At 63.7% G+C, this 18,356-nt stretch carries 24 protein-coding genes and 1 tRNA gene; 22 read left to right on the top strand and 3 right to left on the bottom strand.

Translation table 11 applies throughout. The features are described 5' to 3' along the window. The first annotated feature begins 45 nt into the window (after window positions 1–45). From ACGYLA_RS04385 to ACGYLA_RS04355, 7 genes are all read left to right on the top strand, one after another. Window positions 46–264: an Arc family DNA-binding protein gene (locus ACGYLA_RS04385; RefSeq protein ID WP_394430615.1), complete on the top strand. Its 219-nt coding sequence runs from the start codon at window positions 46–48 to the stop codon at window positions 262–264. A 34-nt stretch (window positions 265–298) separates the two neighbouring features. After that, window positions 299–559, top strand: a complete 261-nt coding sequence (locus tag ACGYLA_RS04380; RefSeq protein ID WP_394430613.1) for a hypothetical protein — start codon at window positions 299–301, stop codon at window positions 557–559. After that, complete coding sequence (locus ACGYLA_RS04375) at window positions 556–768, top strand: hypothetical protein (RefSeq protein ID WP_394430611.1); 213 nt, start codon at window positions 556–558, stop codon at window positions 766–768. The genes ACGYLA_RS04380 and ACGYLA_RS04375 overlap by 4 nt, the downstream gene beginning before the upstream one ends. Beyond that, on the top strand, window positions 768–965 hold the full coding sequence (locus ACGYLA_RS04370; protein ID WP_067627447.1) for a hypothetical protein: 198 nt from the start codon (window positions 768–770) through the stop codon (window positions 963–965). Before ACGYLA_RS04375 ends, ACGYLA_RS04370 begins: the two co-directional genes overlap by 1 nt. Before the next feature lie 89 nt (window positions 966–1,054). Then, window positions 1,055–1,606, top strand: coding sequence for a hypothetical protein (locus tag ACGYLA_RS04365; RefSeq protein ID WP_394430608.1), 552 nt, complete (start codon window positions 1,055–1,057; stop codon window positions 1,604–1,606). Further along, the gene (locus ACGYLA_RS04360) at window positions 1,606–1,791 is read left to right on the top strand and encodes a hypothetical protein (RefSeq protein ID WP_067627443.1); all 186 of its coding nucleotides are present in this window, start codon (window positions 1,606–1,608) and stop codon (window positions 1,789–1,791) included. Before ACGYLA_RS04365 ends, ACGYLA_RS04360 begins: the two co-directional genes overlap by 1 nt. Continuing rightward, window positions 1,788–2,903, top strand: a complete 1,116-nt coding sequence (locus ACGYLA_RS04355; protein WP_394430606.1) for a tyrosine-type recombinase/integrase — start codon at window positions 1,788–1,790, stop codon at window positions 2,901–2,903. Before ACGYLA_RS04360 ends, ACGYLA_RS04355 begins: the two co-directional genes overlap by 4 nt. A 5-nt stretch (window positions 2,904–2,908) precedes the next feature. Here ACGYLA_RS04355 and ACGYLA_RS04350 read toward each other — a convergent pair. Beyond that, window positions 2,909–2,985: transfer RNA gene (locus ACGYLA_RS04350), tRNA-Arg, on the bottom strand. 147 nt (window positions 2,986–3,132) lie between these two features. Between ACGYLA_RS04350 and ACGYLA_RS04345 the strand changes: the two genes are divergently transcribed. Beyond that, the gene (locus ACGYLA_RS04345; RefSeq protein ID WP_394430604.1) at window positions 3,133–4,170 is read left to right on the top strand and encodes a LacI family DNA-binding transcriptional regulator; all 1,038 of its coding nucleotides are present in this window, start codon (window positions 3,133–3,135) and stop codon (window positions 4,168–4,170) included. Beyond that, a complete protein-coding gene (locus tag ACGYLA_RS04340) occupies window positions 4,167–5,381 on the top strand; it encodes a winged helix-turn-helix domain-containing protein (RefSeq protein ID WP_394430602.1) in 1,215 nt (404 codons plus the stop codon). Before ACGYLA_RS04345 ends, ACGYLA_RS04340 begins: the two co-directional genes overlap by 4 nt. Here the strand turns inward: ACGYLA_RS04340 and ACGYLA_RS04335 are convergent. Continuing rightward, the gene (locus ACGYLA_RS04335; RefSeq protein WP_394430600.1) at window positions 5,378–6,073 is read right to left on the bottom strand and encodes an aspartate/glutamate racemase family protein; all 696 of its coding nucleotides are present in this window, start codon (window positions 6,071–6,073) and stop codon (window positions 5,378–5,380) included. The genes ACGYLA_RS04340 and ACGYLA_RS04335 overlap by 4 nt on opposite strands. Window positions 6,074–6,237: 164 nt before the next feature. Here ACGYLA_RS04335 and ACGYLA_RS04330 point away from each other — a divergent pair, with 164 nt between their 5' ends. The 8 genes from ACGYLA_RS04330 (at window position 6,238) to ACGYLA_RS04295 (ending at window position 13,884) form a co-directional block, all read left to right on the top strand. Further along, a complete protein-coding gene (locus tag ACGYLA_RS04330) occupies window positions 6,238–7,479 on the top strand; it encodes an NAD(P)/FAD-dependent oxidoreductase (protein WP_394430598.1) in 1,242 nt (413 codons plus the stop codon). Window positions 7,480–7,517: 38 nt separating this feature from the next. Further along, complete coding sequence (locus ACGYLA_RS04325) at window positions 7,518–8,507, top strand: TRAP transporter substrate-binding protein (RefSeq protein ID WP_271688759.1); 990 nt, start codon at window positions 7,518–7,520, stop codon at window positions 8,505–8,507. A 76-nt stretch (window positions 8,508–8,583) separates the two neighbouring features. Then, window positions 8,584–9,108, top strand: coding sequence for a TRAP transporter small permease (locus ACGYLA_RS04320; protein ID WP_276153815.1), 525 nt, complete (start codon window positions 8,584–8,586; stop codon window positions 9,106–9,108). Window positions 9,109–9,112: 4 nt separating this feature from the next. Further along, complete coding sequence (locus ACGYLA_RS04315; protein ID WP_394430595.1) at window positions 9,113–10,423, top strand: TRAP transporter large permease; 1,311 nt, start codon at window positions 9,113–9,115, stop codon at window positions 10,421–10,423. Between the two features lie 12 nt (window positions 10,424–10,435). After that, on the top strand, window positions 10,436–11,371 hold the full coding sequence (locus tag ACGYLA_RS04310; RefSeq protein ID WP_394430593.1) for a hypothetical protein: 936 nt from the start codon (window positions 10,436–10,438) through the stop codon (window positions 11,369–11,371). Further along, the gene (locus ACGYLA_RS04305) at window positions 11,364–12,092 is read left to right on the top strand and encodes an allophanate hydrolase subunit 1 (protein ID WP_394430591.1); all 729 of its coding nucleotides are present in this window, start codon (window positions 11,364–11,366) and stop codon (window positions 12,090–12,092) included. Before ACGYLA_RS04310 ends, ACGYLA_RS04305 begins: the two co-directional genes overlap by 8 nt. Next, window positions 12,089–13,120: a biotin-dependent carboxyltransferase family protein gene (locus ACGYLA_RS04300; RefSeq protein WP_394430589.1), complete on the top strand. Its 1,032-nt coding sequence runs from the start codon at window positions 12,089–12,091 to the stop codon at window positions 13,118–13,120. The genes ACGYLA_RS04305 and ACGYLA_RS04300 overlap by 4 nt, the downstream gene beginning before the upstream one ends. Further along, entirely contained in the window at window positions 13,117–13,884 is a 768-nt protein-coding gene (locus ACGYLA_RS04295; protein WP_394430587.1) for a LamB/YcsF family protein, read from the top strand. The genes ACGYLA_RS04300 and ACGYLA_RS04295 overlap by 4 nt, the downstream gene beginning before the upstream one ends. Here ACGYLA_RS04295 and ACGYLA_RS04290 read toward each other — a convergent pair. Continuing rightward, window positions 13,881–14,750 (bottom strand): branched-chain amino acid aminotransferase, encoded by an 870-nt coding sequence (locus tag ACGYLA_RS04290; protein WP_067264982.1) that lies wholly within the window; start codon window positions 14,748–14,750, stop codon window positions 13,881–13,883. The two genes, ACGYLA_RS04295 and ACGYLA_RS04290, sit on opposite strands and share 4 nt — an antisense overlap. A gap of 171 nt (window positions 14,751–14,921) precedes the next feature. Here ACGYLA_RS04290 and ACGYLA_RS04285 point away from each other — a divergent pair, with 171 nt between their 5' ends. From ACGYLA_RS04285 to ACGYLA_RS04265, 5 genes are all read left to right on the top strand, one after another. After that, entirely contained in the window at window positions 14,922–15,434 is a 513-nt protein-coding gene (locus tag ACGYLA_RS04285; protein WP_067264985.1) for a MarR family winged helix-turn-helix transcriptional regulator, read from the top strand. Beyond that, complete coding sequence (locus ACGYLA_RS04280) at window positions 15,431–16,132, top strand: response regulator (protein ID WP_394409504.1); 702 nt, start codon at window positions 15,431–15,433, stop codon at window positions 16,130–16,132. The genes ACGYLA_RS04285 and ACGYLA_RS04280 overlap by 4 nt, the downstream gene beginning before the upstream one ends. Window positions 16,133–16,241: 109 nt before the next feature. Beyond that, the gene (locus tag ACGYLA_RS04275) at window positions 16,242–16,484 is read left to right on the top strand and encodes an exodeoxyribonuclease VII small subunit (RefSeq protein ID WP_067264990.1); all 243 of its coding nucleotides are present in this window, start codon (window positions 16,242–16,244) and stop codon (window positions 16,482–16,484) included. Between the two features lie 8 nt (window positions 16,485–16,492). After that, window positions 16,493–17,374 carry a polyprenyl synthetase family protein gene (locus ACGYLA_RS04270; RefSeq protein WP_394430584.1) on the top strand — a complete coding sequence of 294 codons (882 nt, stop codon included), beginning with the start codon at window positions 16,493–16,495 and terminating at the stop codon, window positions 17,372–17,374. 41 nt (window positions 17,375–17,415) lie between these two features. Continuing rightward, window positions 17,416–18,356, top strand: a 941-nt coding sequence (locus ACGYLA_RS04265) for a 1-deoxy-D-xylulose-5-phosphate synthase N-terminal domain-containing protein (protein WP_394430582.1), incomplete at its 3' end; no start/stop codon positions are given.

Genomic DNA, 18,356 nt, shown 5'->3' with positions numbered 1-18,356 from the left:
GATCGCAAGTGGCGATAATCGCGTTGTGATATTATGGAGGTGAACGTGAGGTCGAAGACCAAGCAGTTACAATTACGGCTACCGCCCGATCTGAAATCTTGGATCGAGGATCAGGCCGAAGCCAACGCGGCTTCCCAAAATTCTGAGATTGTCCGCGCGATCCGTGAGCGGATGCAGCGGGAGAGCATCGAGGCGATCAGGGCGGAGGCCAACGCGATACAGGCCCATGCGGACGCGCTCGAAGCCGAAGGCATGGGCGAATAGCGCCCACCTAACCCCAAACCAAGGAGACAGAGTTATGACCGACTATAACGCCGCTCAGGCGAACGGAGAGGCTATGCCGATTGATTATGTAGAAGCTGAAGCGCGGGTGCAGTTCTTTGCTGACGTTGTTGGAGTAGAAGCTCCGGCAAGGCTCATCGGCGATGATGAAGCACCGGCCCGCGAACTGCTGAACTTCTGCATCGACACGGGCGCATCACTGGATTGGATTTTCCTCGGCGATGTTCGCGCGATGATCCGCGATAGCTACAAAGTAGCGCAGGGGGTGCGGGCATGAGCGCGAACGAAACACTCTTAGAAGCCATGGACGATCTTTCGCGGGTTCGGGACATGCTCGAACTGCTGTCCATGACAACGCGATCAATGCCGGATGCCGAACAGAACGCGCTGGCAACCGGCACCAAGATCGCGCTGGATTTTCTGGCGCTGGCACAGACCGGCCTGAAGGAGCATCAGGCAGAACTTTCAGAGAAGGAGGCCAACTGATGAACCACCCCGACCACATTGAAGCGGCAATAGACCGGGCCAACACGCTGGAAAACCTCTTGCGTATCATGTCGATGGCTATCGAAGCCGAGCAGATTAGCGCCACATCCTTCGCCGACAATGGCGGCGGAAGCCTCATTGATATGGCGATCAGCATGGCACGTGAAATCATCAATGGATTGGACGTGGTGCAATGAGCGGCATGGCCGGAAAAGCTCGATAAAGTCTCTTGACCTTTTATCTGAGTTAAGCGATAAAGGGTCAAAGGAACTTTAGAGGCGTAGCTATGAACCCGATTATCGACAGCACACTGAACGGCATCTTCAGCGCCTCCGAGGTTTCGAACCTCACCGGCGCTCGCCCTGAGAGCATCCAGAACTGGGTCAAACGCAAGCTGATCGTCGGTCATCGCAAGATCGAAGGCGGCGGGAGCCAAGGCAAGCACCGCCGTTTCACCTTCTTCAATGTGATGGAAATTTCCATGTCCCAAGCCCTGATGGAAATGCACATGGGTGCAAAAGAAGCATTCGCGGCAGCGGCTCAATTCGCACATGGCGGGAGAGGTCCAATTGCTGGCCTTCCCCTGCGTCTGGCGGCGCTGCCGTTTCACCCCAGCCATGGCTATACCATCTTTGGCGTAGCTGGTGAGCGGACATTCGAAGAAATCTGGATGCCGGGTTCCGACCGCGACACCTATGCGAAATTGCGGCACCATCTGGGGGCTGACCATTTCCTGACAGTCAACGCGACGAAGATCTTTAACGAGGTCTGCGACCGCATGCAGTGCAGCCCGATTGAGGTGCTGGACGCGGCCTATCCCGAGGATGCAAAAGTCTAATGGCAAACACACCCGCTTCATTCAAACAGGTTGATGTGACCCGCGCCATTAAGGGCGCGGTAGCTGCTAACATGGAAGTGGGAGCGGCCTACATCGACCGCCAAGGAAACATCATCGTTTTTGCGAAGGGTGAGGCTGTCACCAGCGCGAAAAGCAACATCGACAAGATGCTGGGGATTGGATGAGCAAGCGCAGAAACCCCTTTCCCGGCGTAGGCAATCAGCCGACAATTGACCGTCACGGGTGCAAGCGGTGGCGTCTGCGGAAAACTGTGAAGGGCCGTAAGATCGACGTGTATCTGCGCGGCCCATACGGCTCTGAGGCATTCCGTGCCGACTATGACGCCGCGATCAATCCGCCTGCCCTGTCACCGGCCTCTGGCACGGTTACCGGCACCTTCGACCATGTGATCACCCACTATCTCAGCAACACGGGGTTCAAGAGCCTTAGCGCCAGCACGCGCAAGCCAAAACGCGGCAGGCTTGATGCGATCCGCGCATTGATCGGGGCCGCCCGTTTGGCCGATCTTGAGCCACACCACGTCGAAAACCTGATGGACCGCAAGGGCGGCCCTGAAGCGGCAAACCGTCTGCATAAAGAAATTGGTGAACTCTACCGCTATGCTCAGAAGAAGCTGGGCTACAAAGGGCCGCATCCGGCGGAACAGGTCGAGCGCCGCAAGACCAAAACCACCGGGTTTCACACTTGGACCGCTGAAGAAGTCGAACAGTTCCGTGCTCATCACGCATCCGGCACGTTGGCGCGGCTGGCCTTCGAGGTGATCTTGGGAACAGGCGCAGCGCGTCAGGATGCTTGCGCCATGGGGCGGCAGAACATCAAAGGGCCAAAGATATGGTATCGCCGCGGCAAAACCGGGCAAGATGTATCGCTGCCCCTTTGCTTGCTGCCAGAACTGCGCGACGAATTGCTGTTGGTCCCTGCGGAACAATCCCAGTTTTTCATTCACAGCAAGGGCAAGCCCTTCACCGTGGAGAGCTTTGGCAATTGGTTTCGTGACCAATGTGTAGCGGCAGAGCTACCGGAAGTTTGTCGCGCCCATGGCCTACGCAAATATGGGGCTACCCGCTTAGCCGAGCGCGGCGCATCTGAATTTCAGATCATGGCCTTCCTAGCCCACAAAGATCCCCGTGAAGCCCGCCGCTATGTGCAAGCGGCCAATCGCGAAAAGATGGTTTCCGATGGGTTGGCGCTTCTCGACCTCAATAATTTGTCCAACGCTCCAGATGGGTTGGACAAATTCACCCTGCAACCAACTGTAAAGAAAGGGAAAAAATGAAAGTCTGGCGACCCCGGCAGGATTCGAACCTGCAACCTGCCCCTTAGGAGGGGGCTGCTCTATCCAGTTGAGCCACGGGGCCGACAGACTTGGGTTTAGCGCAAGCGTCTGGCGATGTCATCGGCAGATTAGCAACCCAATGACTGCGCCTCGCAGCAGGGCTGCGGCAATGCTTGATCGCGCCTCCCGCTTCGCGCTACCTATGGGTGAGGCAAACAGGAAAACCAAATTGACCACACCCCCCAAACGCCCGTTGACCCTGCGTGATGTGTCCGATGCTTGCGGCGTTTCCGAGATGACGGTCAGCCGCGTCCTGCGCAAGCGCGGTGACGTGTCGGAAGCCACCCGCAACCGTGTTCTCGCCGCCGCCAAGGCGCTTGGCTATGTGCCCAATCAGATCGCCGGATCGCTGGCCAGCCAGCGCGTGAACCTTGTGGCGGTCGTGATCCCTTCACTGGGCAATATGGTGTTCCCCGAAGTCCTGAACGGCATCAACCAAGTGCTCGAAGACACGCCGCTGCAGCCAGTCGTGGGGGTGACGGACTACCTGCCCGAGAAGGAAGAGCGGGTGCTTTATGAGATGCTCTCATGGCGGCCCTCTGGGGTGATCATTGCGGGGTTGGAGCATTCCGACGCCACCCGCGCCATGCTGCGCAATGCGGGCATTCCGGTGGTCGAGATCATGGACACCGATGGCAAACCCGTCGATGCGATGGTGGGGATCTCCCACCGCCGCGCCGGGCGCGAGATGGCGCAGGCGATCCTGCGCGAGGGCTATGAGCGGATTGGCTTCATGGGCACGAAAATGCCCCTCGACCACCGCGCGCGCAAACGGTTTGAAGGTTTCACCGAAGGGCTCGCCAAAGCGGGGGTCGAGATCGAAGACCGGGCCTTTTACTCCGGCGGCTCCGCGCTGGCCAAGGGGCGCGAGATGACGCAAGAGATGCTCGAACGCTCGCCCGACCTTGATTTCCTCTATTACTCCAACGACATGATCGGTGCGGGCGGTCTGCTGCATCTGATCGACCAAGGCATCGACATTCCTGGCCAGATAGGCCTTGCCGGGTTCAACAATGTCGAATTGCTACAGGGCCTGCCGCGTCAATTGGCAACGATGGATGCTTGCCGGAACGAGATCGGCCAGGCGGCGGCGCGGATCATCCTCAACCAGACCCAGCCCGAGCCGGACCTCGAGATGCAAACCCAGGTCACCCTGACCCCGACGCTGTCACTCGGCGATACCCTGCGCCGCCGCCGTCAGGGGTGAGCCGCCCAAGGCTCGGCAATGCCGCCGCGCGGCGGTTGTTTCTGGCGCGTCACCTGCTGTCCGATCCGCCGCAGGGCCCGGCCAAGGGCGCGGCACTGCTCAAGCTGATCCATGATCTGGGCTTTGTGCAACTCGACAGCATCAACACGGTGGCGCGGGCGCATGATCTGATCCTGTTCGCCCGCCGTCCGCGCTATCGCCCCGCTGCGCTCAAGCGGCTTTATGAAAAAGACCGGGCGCTGTTTGAGCATTGGACCCATGACGCCGCCGTCATCCCGATGGAATTCTACCCGCAATGGCATCTGCGCCGAACCCGCGATGCGGCCAAGCTGCTGGGCCGCTGGAAGGATTGGCAGCGGCACGACTTCGAAACACAGATGCAAAACGTGCTCGCGCAGGTCCGGGCCGAGGGCAGTGTCACCTCATCCGACGTGGGCCGGGACGAGCCGCGTAGCAGCGGGGGCTGGTGGCAATGGCATCCGTCGAAAACCGCGCTGGAGTATCTGTGGCGCAGCGGCGCGCTGGCTGTGACCGGGCGCGAGGGGTTTCGCAAGCGCTATGACCTGACCGAGCGGGTGGTCCCCGCCGCGCTGCGCGACCCGGCGCATGCCCCCGACATAGAGCAGACGATCGACTGGTGCTGCGATCAGGCGCTGGCGCGCTTGGGTTTTGCCACGGCAGGGGAATTGGCCGCCTTCTGGGCCCATATCTCCCCCGCCGAGGCGCGCGGCTGGTGCGCGGCAGAACAAGGCGCGGGGCGGCTGGAGGAGATCGACATTGAGGCCGCCGACGGCAGCCTGCGCCCCGCCTTTGCCCGCCCCGGCTGGGCCGATGACCCCGCCCTGACCCGCGAACCGCCCAAACGGCTCCGGGTGCTTAGCCCCTTCGACCCCGCCCTGCGCGACCGCAAACGCGCCGCCCGGCTTTTCGGTTTCGACTACCGGATCGAGGTCTTCGTGCCCGAGGCGCAGCGCGAATACGGCTATTATGTCTTTCCGCTGCTACAGGGCGACAGGCTGGTGGGACGGGTCGATATGAAGGCGCATCGCGATCTGGACGTCTTGCGCGTTACCGCGCTCTGGCCGGAACGCGGGGTTCGCTGGGGCAAGGGCCGGCAAGCGGCCTTCGAGGCAGAGCTGCACCGCCTCCTCCCGCTGGCCGGGGTGAGCCGGATCAGCGTCACCGACGGTTGGCTGCGCCTGCCACATTAGCCGAAACGGGGCGGCAGCAGCCCTGCGTGAAACCAGTTGAGATAGCTGTGGATCGAATGCACGGGCCGCCCGGTCGCCGCCGCGATGTCGGAGGCATATGGCACCATATTCGTGCATTCCAAAAGGATCGCGCCGACATCCGCGTGGGCCTCCACCAACTGCTGCGCTGCCTGCACCATCTCGGCCCGCGCCTGCGCCACGTCGAGGTCGGGCAGATTGCCGAGGATCGTTCGGGCGAAGCCGCTGCCCTCCATCCCCACCACCGGGCTGCCCTCGGGCACCCCCGCCGCGCGCAGATGGGCGGGCGAAAGCGTTGCGGCGGAGATCGTCAAGATGCCCACCCTTTGCCCCGGCGGCAGGCAGGCGGCGATCTGCCCCGCCTGCTCCAACGCAGAGGCGGCAACGGGCACGCCCAGCGCTTCGGCGAGGCGAGGCCGGATCAGCGCCAAGAACCCGCAGGTGGTGGCAATGCCGGTGCAGCCTTCGGCGATCAAGTCGCGCCCCACCGCGATGAAGGCCTGCACGAAGGGGTCGATATCGTCGCACACGATCGCTTCAGGCGTGGCCCCCGGCACCACCGCATAGCGCACCGGGAAATCCCAGCTGCCCGCATGGCCGACATCCCCCAGAATGCGGGGAAACCGCGTGTCCAGCATGAGGATTCCCAGCCGCGCGCCCGTCTCGTTTGTCATATGCCCTCCGTTTGGGCGCAGGGTGCCTTTGCGGGCAGGGCGAGACAAGCGAAACCCTAACGATGACATTTTATCAGCATTTTGTTGACGTGGTGATTTTTTGTGTAAAAGATGCCCCAAAGGAAACAAGCCATGACCCAACGCGAAATCGAAAGCCGCCACCTATGAGCCAGCATGTCGTCGTTATCGGCGCCGGGATTGTCGGCGTCTCTGCCGCGATCTGGCTGCGCCGCGCCGGGGCGGAGGTAACGCTCGTCGACCGGGCCGAGCCGGGGCGCGGCACCTCGCATGGCAATGGTGGCGTGCTGGCGGCGGCGGGCGTCGCGCCGGTGACCGGCCCGGGCCTGCTGCGCAAATCACCGGGGATGCTGCGCGACCCTGAGTTTCCGCTGTTCCTGCGCTGGCCCTATCTGCCCCGCCTGCTGCCATGGCTGCGCCGCTACATGGCCCACGCCAATGACCGCGATACCCGCCGCATCTCTGCCGGGTTGGTGCCCATCGTGAGCGACAGCGTGGCGCAGCACAAAGCTCTCTGCGCCGATCTGGGGCTGGAGGACTGGGTCCGCGACAGTGACTATTGCTTTGCCTATACCAACCGCGCGGCCTTCGAGGCTGAAGCCTACACATGGGCGCTGCGCCGCGAGGCGGGTTTCGAGCCGGAAATCATCGAAGGCGGCGCGGTCAGGGAATTCGACCCGGCCTATGGCCCGCAGATCACCTGCATCGCACGGCTGGCCGACCACGGTTTCATCGCCGACCCCGGCGGCTATGTCCGGGCTTTGGCCAAGGCTTTCGAGGGGATGGGCGGCACCATCCGGCAGGCCGAGGTGCAGGACGTGGCGATCACCGACGAAGAAGTCACTTCGGTCCTCACCGACCAAGGCCCCCTGCCCTGCGATGACGTGCTGCTGGCGACTGGTGTCTGGTCGAAACCGCTCATGCGCAAACTGGGGATCAACGTGCCGCTGGAATCCGAACGCGGCTACCACATCGTCTTCAAGGATGCCGAGGGCGGCCCATCGCGCCCCACCATGATGGCGGCGGGCAAATTTGTCGCCACGCCCATGGCCGAAGGGCTGCGCTGTGCCGGGATCGTCGAGTTCGGCGGGCTGCAGGCGGGCGCGTCCAAAGCGCCACTGGCGCTGCTGCGCCGACAGGCCAAGGCCGCCTTCCCCCATCTCACCGCCACGGAAGAGATCGAATGGCTGGGGCACCGACCCGCCCCCAGCGACTCGCTGCCCCTGATCGGGCAGATCGGGACGAGCCGGGTCTACACTGCCTTCGGGCATCATCACATCGGGTTGACGGGCGGGCCGAAAACGGGCCGACTGATCGCCGGATTGATCACGGGGCAGACGCCAAACACCGATCTGACCCCGTATCACCCCCAACGCTTCGACGGATGACGCCAAGCGTGGGACTGCAACAACAAGGGAGAAACCACATGACACTGACAGCAAGACTGATGGCCGGCGCGGCGATGACCGCCCTGACGCTGGGCACCGCCATGCCCGCCTTCGCGGCCGAGAAATGGGACATGCCGATGGCCTATTCGGCCTCGAACTTCCACTCCGAGAACGGCGTGCAATTCGCCGAATGCGTGGGCGAGAAGACCGGCGGCGAGATCGAGATCACCGTGCACCCGGGCGGCGCCCTCTTTGCTGGCGCGGACATCAAGCGCGCGATCCAGACCGGGCAGGTCCAACTGGGCGAGCGTCTGCTCTCAGGCCACCAGAACGAGAACGCGGTCTTCGGCTTTGACTCCATCCCCTTCCTCGCGCCCTCTTTCGAGGCCAGCGCTCAGCTTTGGGAAGCCGCCAAGCCCAAGGTTGAATCCGTGTTGGAAGAGCAGAACCTCGTCTTGCTTTATAACGTGCCATGGCCGCCCCAAGGGCTCTACTTCAAAAAAGAAGTCGACTCGGTCGAGGACATGAAGGGCGTGAAGTTCCGCTCTTACAACAACACCACCGCGCGTCTGGCGGAACTGACCGGCATGTCGCCGGTGACCATCGAAGCTGCCGAAGTCAGCCAAGCCTTCGCCACCGGCGTGGCCGAGTCGATGATTTCCTCGGGCGCCACCGGCTACGACCAGAAGGTCTGGGAGAGCCTGACGCATTTCTACGAAGTCGACGCATGGCTGCCGCGCAACTATGTGATGATCAACGCCGATGTCTGGGCCGAAGTCTCGGACGCGAACAAAGAGGCGATCACCACCTGCGCGACCGAGGCCGAAGAGCGTGGCCTGCAAGCGTCCAAGGACTACACCCAGTTCACCTATGATGGGCTGCGCGAAGGCGGCATGAACGTGGAACCGGCCAGCGAAGAGCTGATGTCGGGCCTGCGCGAAGTGGGTGAGACCATGACGCAAGAGTGGCTCGAAGCCGCGGGCGAAGACGGTCAGGCGATCGTCGACGACTACAAGGCGATGCAGTAATCACGAAACCTGCGGCGGCCCGTCACTCGGGCCGCCGTTCTCGTGCCCGGGCATGATTTGACGGAGGGAGAGCCGCATGAAGGCGCTGCGCAGACTATTGGACGGGCTATATACCGGGGCGGGGGCGCTTGCCGCGCTCTGTCTGGTGGCCATCCTTACCTTGATCGTGGCCCAGATGGTCGCCCGCTGGACCGGCAATGTCTTTCCGGGCGCTGCCAGCTATGCGGGCTATGCCATGGCCGGGGCCAGTTTCCTTGCCTTCGCCAATGCGCTCAACCGCGGCTCGCATATCCGCGTGTCGATCCTGCTTAACGCGCTGAGCGCGGGCGGGAAGCGGCTGCTGGATATCTGGTGTTTCGCCGTGGCGGCTGCGGTCGCGTGGTATTTCACTTACTACGCCTATTGGTTCGTCTACTGGTCGTGGAAGTTCAACGAAGTCAGCCAAGACCAAGACGCCACCGCACTCTGGATACCGCAATCCGTCATGGTCATCGGCGGCGGCATCCTTGCCATCGCGCTGACCGACAATCTTTTGCACCTCATCTTCAAGGGCGACCACCGCGTCACCCGTGACCTAGTCGATCAAAGCTTCGGGGAATGACGCCATGACCGAGATCTATGCCATTACCCTGTTTCTGATCGTTCTCTTCTTCCTGCTCGGCACCGGTGTCTGGGTTGGCCTCGCCCTGATGGGCGTGGCTTGGGTCGGGATGGAGCTTTTCACCACCCGCCCCGTGGGCGACGCCATGATCACCACGATCTGGGCCAGTTCCTCAAGCTGGACGCTGACCGCGCTGCCGCTCTTTGTCTGGATGGGCGAAATCCTTTACCGCACGCGCCTGTCGCAAGACATGTTTCGCGGGCTATCGCCGTGGCTGGCCAAACTGCCGGGCGGGCTGGTGCATACCAATATCGTCGGCTGCACGGTCTTTGCTGCCGTGTCCGGCTCCTCCGCCGCGACGCTGACCACCGTGGGCAAGATGTCGATCCCCGAACTGCGCGCGCGCAACTATCCTGAAAAGATGATCATCGGCACGCTGGCGGGTGCGGCAACGCTGGGGCTGATGATCCCGCCGTCGCTGGCGCTGATCGTCTACGGCGTGACGGTGAACGAAAGCATCACCAAACTGTTCTTCGCGGGCGTGCTGCCGGGGCTGCTGCTGGCGCTGATGTTCATGGGTTATGTCGCCGTCACCAGCATGCTGTCGAAGGACTGGAACCCCGATGCAGAGACCGGGATGAGCTTTGGCGAAAAGCTGCGCAACTCGCGTTTCTTGCTGCCGGTCTTTGCGCTGATCACGGTCGTGATCGGGTCCATGTACCTCGGCTTTGCCACGGCGACCGAGGCGGCGGCCATCGGCGTCATCGGCTCCCTCACGCTGGCGCTGTTCCAAGGCTCGCTGAACTGGCACAGCTTCCGCGAGAGCCTGATGGGGGCGATGCGCACCTCTGCGATGATCGCACTGATCCTTGCGGGCGCGGCCTTCCTGAAACTGTCGATGGGCTTCACCGGTCTGCCCCGCGCGCTGGCCGACGGGATCGCGGCGATGGAGCTGTCGCGCTTCGAGCTTCTGATGGCGCTCTTGGTCTTCTACATCGTGCTGGGCATGTTCCTCGACGGCATCTCCTCGGTCGTGCTGACCATGGCGGTGGTCGAGCCAATGGTGCGCGGCGCGGGCATCGATCTGATTTGGTTCGGTATCTTCGTGGTCGTGGTCGTCGAAATGGCGCAGATCACCCCGCCGATTGGCTTCAACCTCTTCGTGCTGCAAGGCATGACCAATCACGAGATGGGCTATATCACCAAGGCCGCGCTGCCGATGTTCGCGATCATGGTCTTTATGGTCTTCGTGCTGATCTGGTTCCCCGAGGTGGCGACATGGCTGCCCGAAAACCTGCGCAGCGCACCGGTTTAGCGGTGAAGGGCCATGCGCTATATGCTGAGACTGGCCTCGCGCCATGCGCGGGCCTGCCTGATCGTCGGGCTGCTGGCGGGGCTGGCCCTGCCCAGCCTTGCGGCGGCGCTGGCCGGGTGGTTGCCGCAGATGGTGGCGGCCCTTCTGACGATCACCGCGCTCAGGATCGGGCACCGCGCGGCCCTTGGTGCAGTGCGCGATCTCATCTGGGGGCTGGCCTCGGTGCTGGCCTTGCAGACGCTGCTGCCTCTGTTGCTGCTGGCGGGCTTCGTGCTGGCCGGGCTGGGGCAGACCCCTGCGGCATTGGCCGTGACGCTTGCCGCGGCGGCCCCGGCGCTGACGGGCAGCGTGAACCTCGCGCTGCTCATGCGGCTCGACGCGGGGCGGATGATGCAGCTCATGGTGCTGGGCACCGCTGCTTTTCCGCTGACCGTCCTGCCGGTGCTGGCGGCCCTGCCGCAACTCGGCCCGGCCTCGGAAATCGCCCTCGCCGCCCTGCGGCTCTTGGCGGTGATCCTTGGCGCGACGGGGCTGGGCTTTGCCCTGCGCCATGTCTTACTGCCCCATCCCACCCCGCGCCAGACCGAGGCGCTGGATGGCGCATCGGTGCTCGCCTTCTCGGTCATCGTGGTGGGGTTGATGGCGGCGCTGGACCCGGCGCTGCGCAGCGATCCATGGGCCGTGGCGGGCTGGACGCTGCTGGCCTTCGCCCTAAGCTATCTGTTGCAGGCGGGCACATTGCTGCTGACCCGGCGCGGCCCGCTGCGCGCCGTGGCCGGACCACTGGCGATCGGTGCGGGCAACCGCAATATCGCGCTGTTTCTCGTGGCGCTGCCTGCGGAGGTCATCGCGCCGCTGATGATCTTTATCGGCTGCTGGCAACTGCCGATGTATCTGACCCCGGTGCTGCTGCCGCGCCTTTACGAAAGGATGCTTCGCAATGACTGACTGGCCCCGCATCCGCAGTGTCGGCCTCTCCGGCCTATTGGTCACCTTTGCCGAGAAGATGTCCGAACCCGCCAACCGCGCCGCCCTCGCCTTTCGCGCGGCGGTGGAGGAACAGGACTGGCCCGAGGTGAGTGAGACGAGCACCTCGCTGGTGTCGACCTTCGTGCAGTTCGAAGTCTCTCAAGAGGCCATCGCCACCATGACCGACCGCTTGCGCGACCTGCTCGAAACCCGCGACTGGTTCGCCGAAGCCCTTCCCGCCGGGCGCAGCCTGTGGCATGTGCCCACGGTCTATGGCACCGACCTCGCCCCGCAGTTGGAGGAGGCCGCCGCGGCCGCGGGCCTCGACCCCGACGCGGCCATTGCGGAACTGTCACAGGCGCGGGTCCGGGTGCTGACCATCGGCTTCGCCCCCGGCCAGCCCTATATGGGCGAACTGCCCCCGCATTGGGACATTCCGCGCCAGCAGGGGCTGACCAAATCGGTGCCGCCGGGGTCGCTGGTCGCGGCGATCCGGCAGTTGATCATCTTCACCAATGCCTCCCCCACCGGCTGGCGGCACATCGGGCAAACCGCCTTTCGCACCTTCCGCCCCGGCAGCGATATGCCCTTTCCGCTGTCCCCGGGCGATGAGTTGATCTTCCCATCCATCACCCGGCAAGAGTTCGACCGCATCGCCGACGACCCCACCGGCGGCGCGGAGCGGGAGGCGCTGACATGAGCGGCACGCTGACCATCCTTCAAGCCGGTCCGGCCATGACCATCCAAGACCTTGGTCGCACCGGCTATCGCGCCGTTGGCCTAACCCATGGCGGCGCGGCGGACCCGACCTCCCTGCACGAAGGGGCCGCCCTGCTGGGGCAAGATCCCGACAGCGCCGCGCTTGAGATGGCCGGGAGCGGCGGCAGTTTCGAGGTCGATCAGGACACCCGCATCGCCCTGACCGGGGCGCAGATGCAGGTGAGCATCGACGGCGAGCCGGTCGCCTGGAACGCCAGCCACCTCCTGCCCGCCAGGGCCAAGCTGACCATCGGCGGCGCGCGGGACGGGGCCTATGGCTACCTCCATGTCGGCGGCGGGTTTGACGTGGCGCCGGTGATGAATGCCCGCGCCAGCCATCTGGCCGCTGGCATCGGCGCGCTGCTGCAAAGTGGTGAGACCCTGCCGCTAGGGGTCGATAAGGGCGGCGAGGCGAACCTCACCCTGCCCCGCGACAGCCGATTCGGGGCCGAGCGGGTGCGCATCGTGGCCTCCATGCAGACCGATGCCTTCGACGAGGCAACCCGCCAGCGGTTCACCGAAACCACCTTTCGCCGTGATCCGCGCGCCAACCGGATGGGCGCACGGATGGATCATGACGGCGAAGGTTTCGCCACCGGCGGGCAGTTGACCATCGTGTCCGAAGTCATCACCCCCGGTGACATCCAGATCACCGGCGACGGCGCCCCTTTCGTGCTGATGTGCGAATGCCAGACCACCGGCGGCTACCCCCGCATCGGCACGGTGATCCCCTGCGACCTGCCGATCGTGGCGCAGGCGCAGCCGGGTGCTGCGCTGCACTTCGCGTTCGTCGACCTCGACGAAGCGCTGGCCGCCGAGACGCGCCACCGCGCTGACCTTGCTGCCCTGCCCAAGCGCCGCCAACCGCTGTTGCGCGATCCGGCGCGCATCCGTGACCTCTTGGGCTATCAACTGATCTCCGGCGTGGTTTCGGCCACCGCCGACCCCTTCGAGAAGGAGCAGACATGACAACCGTCGATCTCAACGCCGACATGGGCGAAAGCTTTGGCCCTTGGAAAATGGGCGACGACGCGGCGCTTCTGCGCGTCGTGACCTCGGCCAATATCGCCTGTGGCGGGCATGCGGGCGACGCCGACGTCATGGCGGGGACGATGCGCATGGCCGATGAAAACGGCGTCGGCATCGGCGCGCATCCGGGGTTCATGGACCTCGCCGGTTTTGGCCGCAACCGCCTCTCGGTGCCGCGCGGCACCTTGCAGAACCAGATCCGCTATCAGGTCGCCGCGAGCGTCGGCATGGCACGCAGCGTCGGCGCTGAGGTACGCCACCTGAAACTGCACGGGGCGCTGGCGAATATGGCGTCTGAGGATGAGGAACTGGCCCGCGACCTCTATGAGGCGGCGCTGAGCGTGGCGCCCGACCTCATCGTCATGGTGCTGGCCGCCACGGCGCAGGAACGGGCGGTGAAATCACTGGGCTGCAAATGGGCCGGAGAGATTTTCGCCGACCGCGCCTATAACGACGATGCGACGCTGGTCGACCGCAGCAAGCCCGGTGCGGTGATCCATGATGCGGAAACGGCAGCGGCGCGGATGGTGGAGATGGTCAAGGCAGGCGCGATCATCACCGAGAGCGGCAAGCACATTCCCACCCGGATCGACACGATCTGCCTCCATGGCGACACCGCAGAGGCCGTTCAAATTGCAACCGCCGTCCGCAAGGGTTTGCAGGACGGCGGCGTAACTTTGGCAAAGTTCAGCGGCAGCGTTTAGCTGCGCACCAGCTTTTCATAGTCCAAGGCGATCTCACGCGTCAGCGCGCCGACCTCGAAATGCCAGTCGCCGATCTGGCCGACCGGGGTCACTTCGGCGGCGGTGCCGGTCAGCCAGCACTGCTCGAAACCTTCCAGTTCCTCGGGCATGATGTGGCGCTCGTGGACCTTGATGTTTTTCTCGCGCAGCATGTCGATCACGGTCTGCCGGGTGATGCCGTTGAGGAAGCAATCGGGCGTCGGCGTGTGCACTTCGCCATCCTTGACGAAGAAGATATTCGCGCCTGTCGCTTCGGCCACATAGCCGCGGTAGTCATACATCATCGCGTCCGAGCAGCCCTTCGCCTCGGCCGCATGTTTGGACATGGTGCAGATCATATAGAGACCCGCCGCTTTGGCATGGCTCGGGATCGTCTCGGGCGAGGGGCGCTTCCATTTGGAGATGTCGAGCTTGGCGCCCTTCATCTTGGCGTCGCCGTAATAGGCACCCCATTCCCAAGCCGCGATGGCCATGCGGACCGGGTTGCGGGCCGAGGCGACACCCATGTCTTCGCCCACACCACGCCAAGCGACCGCACGCACATAGGCGTCTTGCAGACCAGAGGCGGCGAGGACTTCGGCCTTGGCGGCTTCGATTTCATCAATCGTGTAGGGGATCTCGAAATCGATCATCTCCGCCGACCGCTTGAGACGCTCAGAGTGCTCGCGGCTTTTGAAGATCTTGCCGTTGTAGGCACGCTCGCCCTCAAACACCGAAGACGCATAGTGCATCGCATGGGTCAGGATATGGACATTGGCCTCGCGCCAATCCACCATTTCGCCATCCATCCAGATGTGCCCATCCCGGTTGTCATATCCGCCTGCCATGGTGTTTCCCCTCCAAATGACGCGCTATCTTTTCAAAAATTGCGCAACAATCGGCAGATGCAGACATTTAATTGCGCAAAACACGAGATTCGATAGCCTTTCACTATTGGAATGTCAACAACGCTGACGTAAACTGATCCCCAACAGGCCCGAGAGAGAATGAGACATACTATGGCTGACGGGCGCATGATGGCCCCTAGCAGCGGCGACAGCCTGCTGTTTTTGACGGACGAACAACTGCGGCAGGGGATCGAGGCGATGTTCTTTGCCTATCGCGGTTTCACTGCCGATCCCGATCGGATTCTGGCCGATATGGCCTATGGCCGCGCGCATCACCGCGCCATCCACTTCATCAACCGCGCCCCCGGTACGACGGTGAACAACCTGCTCAATATCCTTGGGGTCACGAAACAATCGCTCAACCGTGTCTTGCGCACGCTGATCGCCGATGGTCTGGTGCAGAGCAAGGTTGGCCGCAATGACAAGCGCGAGCGGCATCTGTTCCTGACCGACGAGGGTCGCAAGCTGGAACAGGAGCTATCGGACGCGCAGCGCGCGCGGATGCGTCTGGCCTTTCGCACCGCCGGACCCGAAGCCGTGGCCGGTTTCAGAACGGTATTGGAGGCCATGATGGACCCCGAAATGCGCCAAAGCTTTGACCGGCTGCGCGAAAGCGCCCCATGAACGATCTCGACCCGCACCTGCTGGTCGTCGACGACGATGAGCGGATCCGCAGCCTGTTGAAGAAGTTCCTGATGCGGAACGGTTTTCTGGTCAGCACCGCACGCGACGCTGCCCATGCGCGACGGGTGCTGGCGGGATTGGAGTTCGACCTCATCGTGCTTGACGTGATGATGCCCGGCGAAGACGGCATGGCCCTGACCCGCGCTTTGCGCGAAACCCTGCAAACGCCGATCCTGTTGCTGACCGCCAAGGGCGAGACCGACAACCGCATTGAAGGTCTTGAGGCCGGCGCGGATGATTACCTGCCCAAACCCTTCGAGCCGAAGGAACTGCTGCTGCGCATTAACGCCATCCTACGCCGGATGCCCGACACCTCTGCTGCCGACGCCGCGCCAAAGGTGCTGTCACTCGGCGTGATCCGCTATGACATGGAGCGGGGCGAGATGTGGCAGGGCGACGATCTGGTGCGCCTCACCGCGACCGAAGTGCAGCTGATGAAGATCTTCGCCGCCCAGCCCGGTGTCGCGCTGAGCCGTGCCAAATTGGTCGAGGAATTGGGCCGCGACCGGGGGCAGGCGCAGGAACGCGCGGTCGATGTTCAAATCACCCGCCTGCGCCGCAAGATCGAGAGCGATCCGAAACAGCCGCAATACCTGCAAACCGTGCGCGGCGCGGGCTATATGCTGGCCCCGGACTGACCCCGCCCCGCCTGCCGAAACGGGCCGGTAAAATTCATCACGCAAGCCCGCTGGCAATGCGCGGCGCGAAGTTCTATTGTCGCGCGAAATTCCGAAAACGAGGCGCGCAATGTCCGACACACCCGTAGAAGAGATGAACTTTGAGACCGCCATGGCCGAGCTTGAGAAAGTCTTGGGCCAGCTTGAAAACGGCAATGTCGCATTGGACGAAAGCATCGCGCTTTACGAACGCGGGGCCAAGCTTAAGGCGCGCTGCGAGACCAAGCTGAAAGAGGCCGAAGAGAAGGTCGCCGCGATCACGCTTGACGGCGACGGCAACCCGAATGGGCTGAAACCCGTCGAAGGGCTTTGACCGCCCACATGCAAGAGACCACCCCCCGTCCCCTGGCAGAGGCGCTCGCCCATGCCCGCGATCTGGCGCAAGCGCAGATCGACACAGCACTCGGCGCCTATGACGGCCCCGTGGCCGAGGCGATGCGCTATGCCTGCGGCGGCGGCAAGGGGCTGCGCGGCTTTCTGGTGATCGAATCCGCCCGGCTGCATGGCAAAGCCCCCGGCATGGCCGCCCCTGCGGCGGCAGCCATCGAGGCGCTGCATGCCTATTCGCTGGTGCATGACGACCTGCCCTGCATGGATGACGACGATCTGCGCCGGGGCCAGCCCACAGTGCACCGCAAATGGGATGAGGCCACTGCCGTTCTGGCCGGTGACGCGCTGCAAACGCTGGCCTTTGAACTCCTTGGCCAAGCGCCCTGCCCTGCAGAGGCGCGTCTGACCTTGATGACCAGCCTCGCCCAAGCGGCAGGCGTCGGTGGCATGGTCGGCGGACAGGCGTTGGACATTGCCGCCGAAACCGCCCCCGCGCCGCTGTCGCTGGCCGAGATCACGGCGCTTCAGGCAGGCAAGACCGGTGCCTTGATCGAATGGTCCGCCATGGCCGGGCCACGGATGGCCGGTGCTGATGCCACCGCCCTTGGGACTTACGCCAAACACCTCGGCCTCGCCTTTCAGATCGCGGATGACATCCTTGATGTCGAAGGCGACGCCGAAACGGTCGGCAAGGCGGTCGGCAAGGACGACGCGGCGGGCAAGGCCACTTTCGTGTCCCACCTCGGGCTGGCCGGAGCCAAGACCCGCGCCGCCGAATTGGTGGACATGGCCTGCGACGCCCTATCTGAATATGGACCAGAGGCGCAGAGCTTGCGAGCCGCTGCCGCCTTCGTTATTGCCCGCGACAGCTAGCCGGGCGGCACATGCGCCAATGCGGCACCAGAGAGGCCCCGATGAGTGACAAACCCGCCACACCCCTGCTTGATCAGGTCACCCGCCCTGCGGACCTGAAACACCTGTCCGATGCCGAACTGACCCAAGTCGCGCGCGAATTGCGGGCCGAGACGATCTCGGCCGTGTCGGAAACCGGCGGACATCTGGGCGCGGGGCTTGGCGTGGTCGAACTGACCGTCGCTTTGCATGCGGTCTTCGACACCCCGCGCGACAAGATCATCTGGGACGTGAGTCACCAATGCTACCCCCACAAGATCCTCACCGAACGCCGCGACCGTATCCGCAGCCTGCGCATGAAGGACGGGCTGTCGGGCTTCACCAAACGCAGCGAATCCCCCTACGACCCCTTTGGCGCGGCGCATAGCTCGACATCGATCTCAGCCGCGCTCGGCTTTGCGGTGGGCCGCGATCTGGGCGGCGTGATCCCCGAAGGGCTGGGCGACGCGATTGCCGTGATCGGCGATGGCGCGATGAGCGCGGGCATGGCCTATGAGGCGCTCAACAACGCGGGCGACCTAAAGAAACGCCTGATCGTCATCCTCAACGACAACGAGATGTCCATCGCCCCGCCCGTCGGCGCGATGTCGAGCTACCTGAGCCGCCTCTACGCCGAAGCGCCGTTTCAGGACTTCAAAGCCGCCGCCAAAGGCGCGGTGAGCCTGCTGCCCGAGCCCTTCCGCGAGGGGGCCAAACGGGCCAAGGATATGCTCAAAGGCATGGCCGTGGGCGGCACGCTCTTCGAGAACCTCGGGTTTTCCTACCTCGGGCCGATCAACGGGCATGACATGGACCAGTTGCTGCCGGTGCTGCGCACCGTCCATCAACGCGCGATCGGGCCGATCCTGGTCCACATCCAGACGCAGAAGGGCAAGGGCTATGGCCCCGCCGAAGCCGCGCGGGATCGCGGCCATGCCACGGCCAAGTTCAACGTGGTGACGGG

Source organism: Sulfitobacter sp. 1A13679 (assembly GCF_043557115.1).
Taxonomy (GTDB): Bacteria; Pseudomonadota; Alphaproteobacteria; order Rhodobacterales; family Rhodobacteraceae; genus Sulfitobacter; species Sulfitobacter faviae.
The sequence above is the reverse complement of the archived record's forward strand: the minus strand, read 5'-3'. Positions and strand labels throughout refer to the sequence as shown.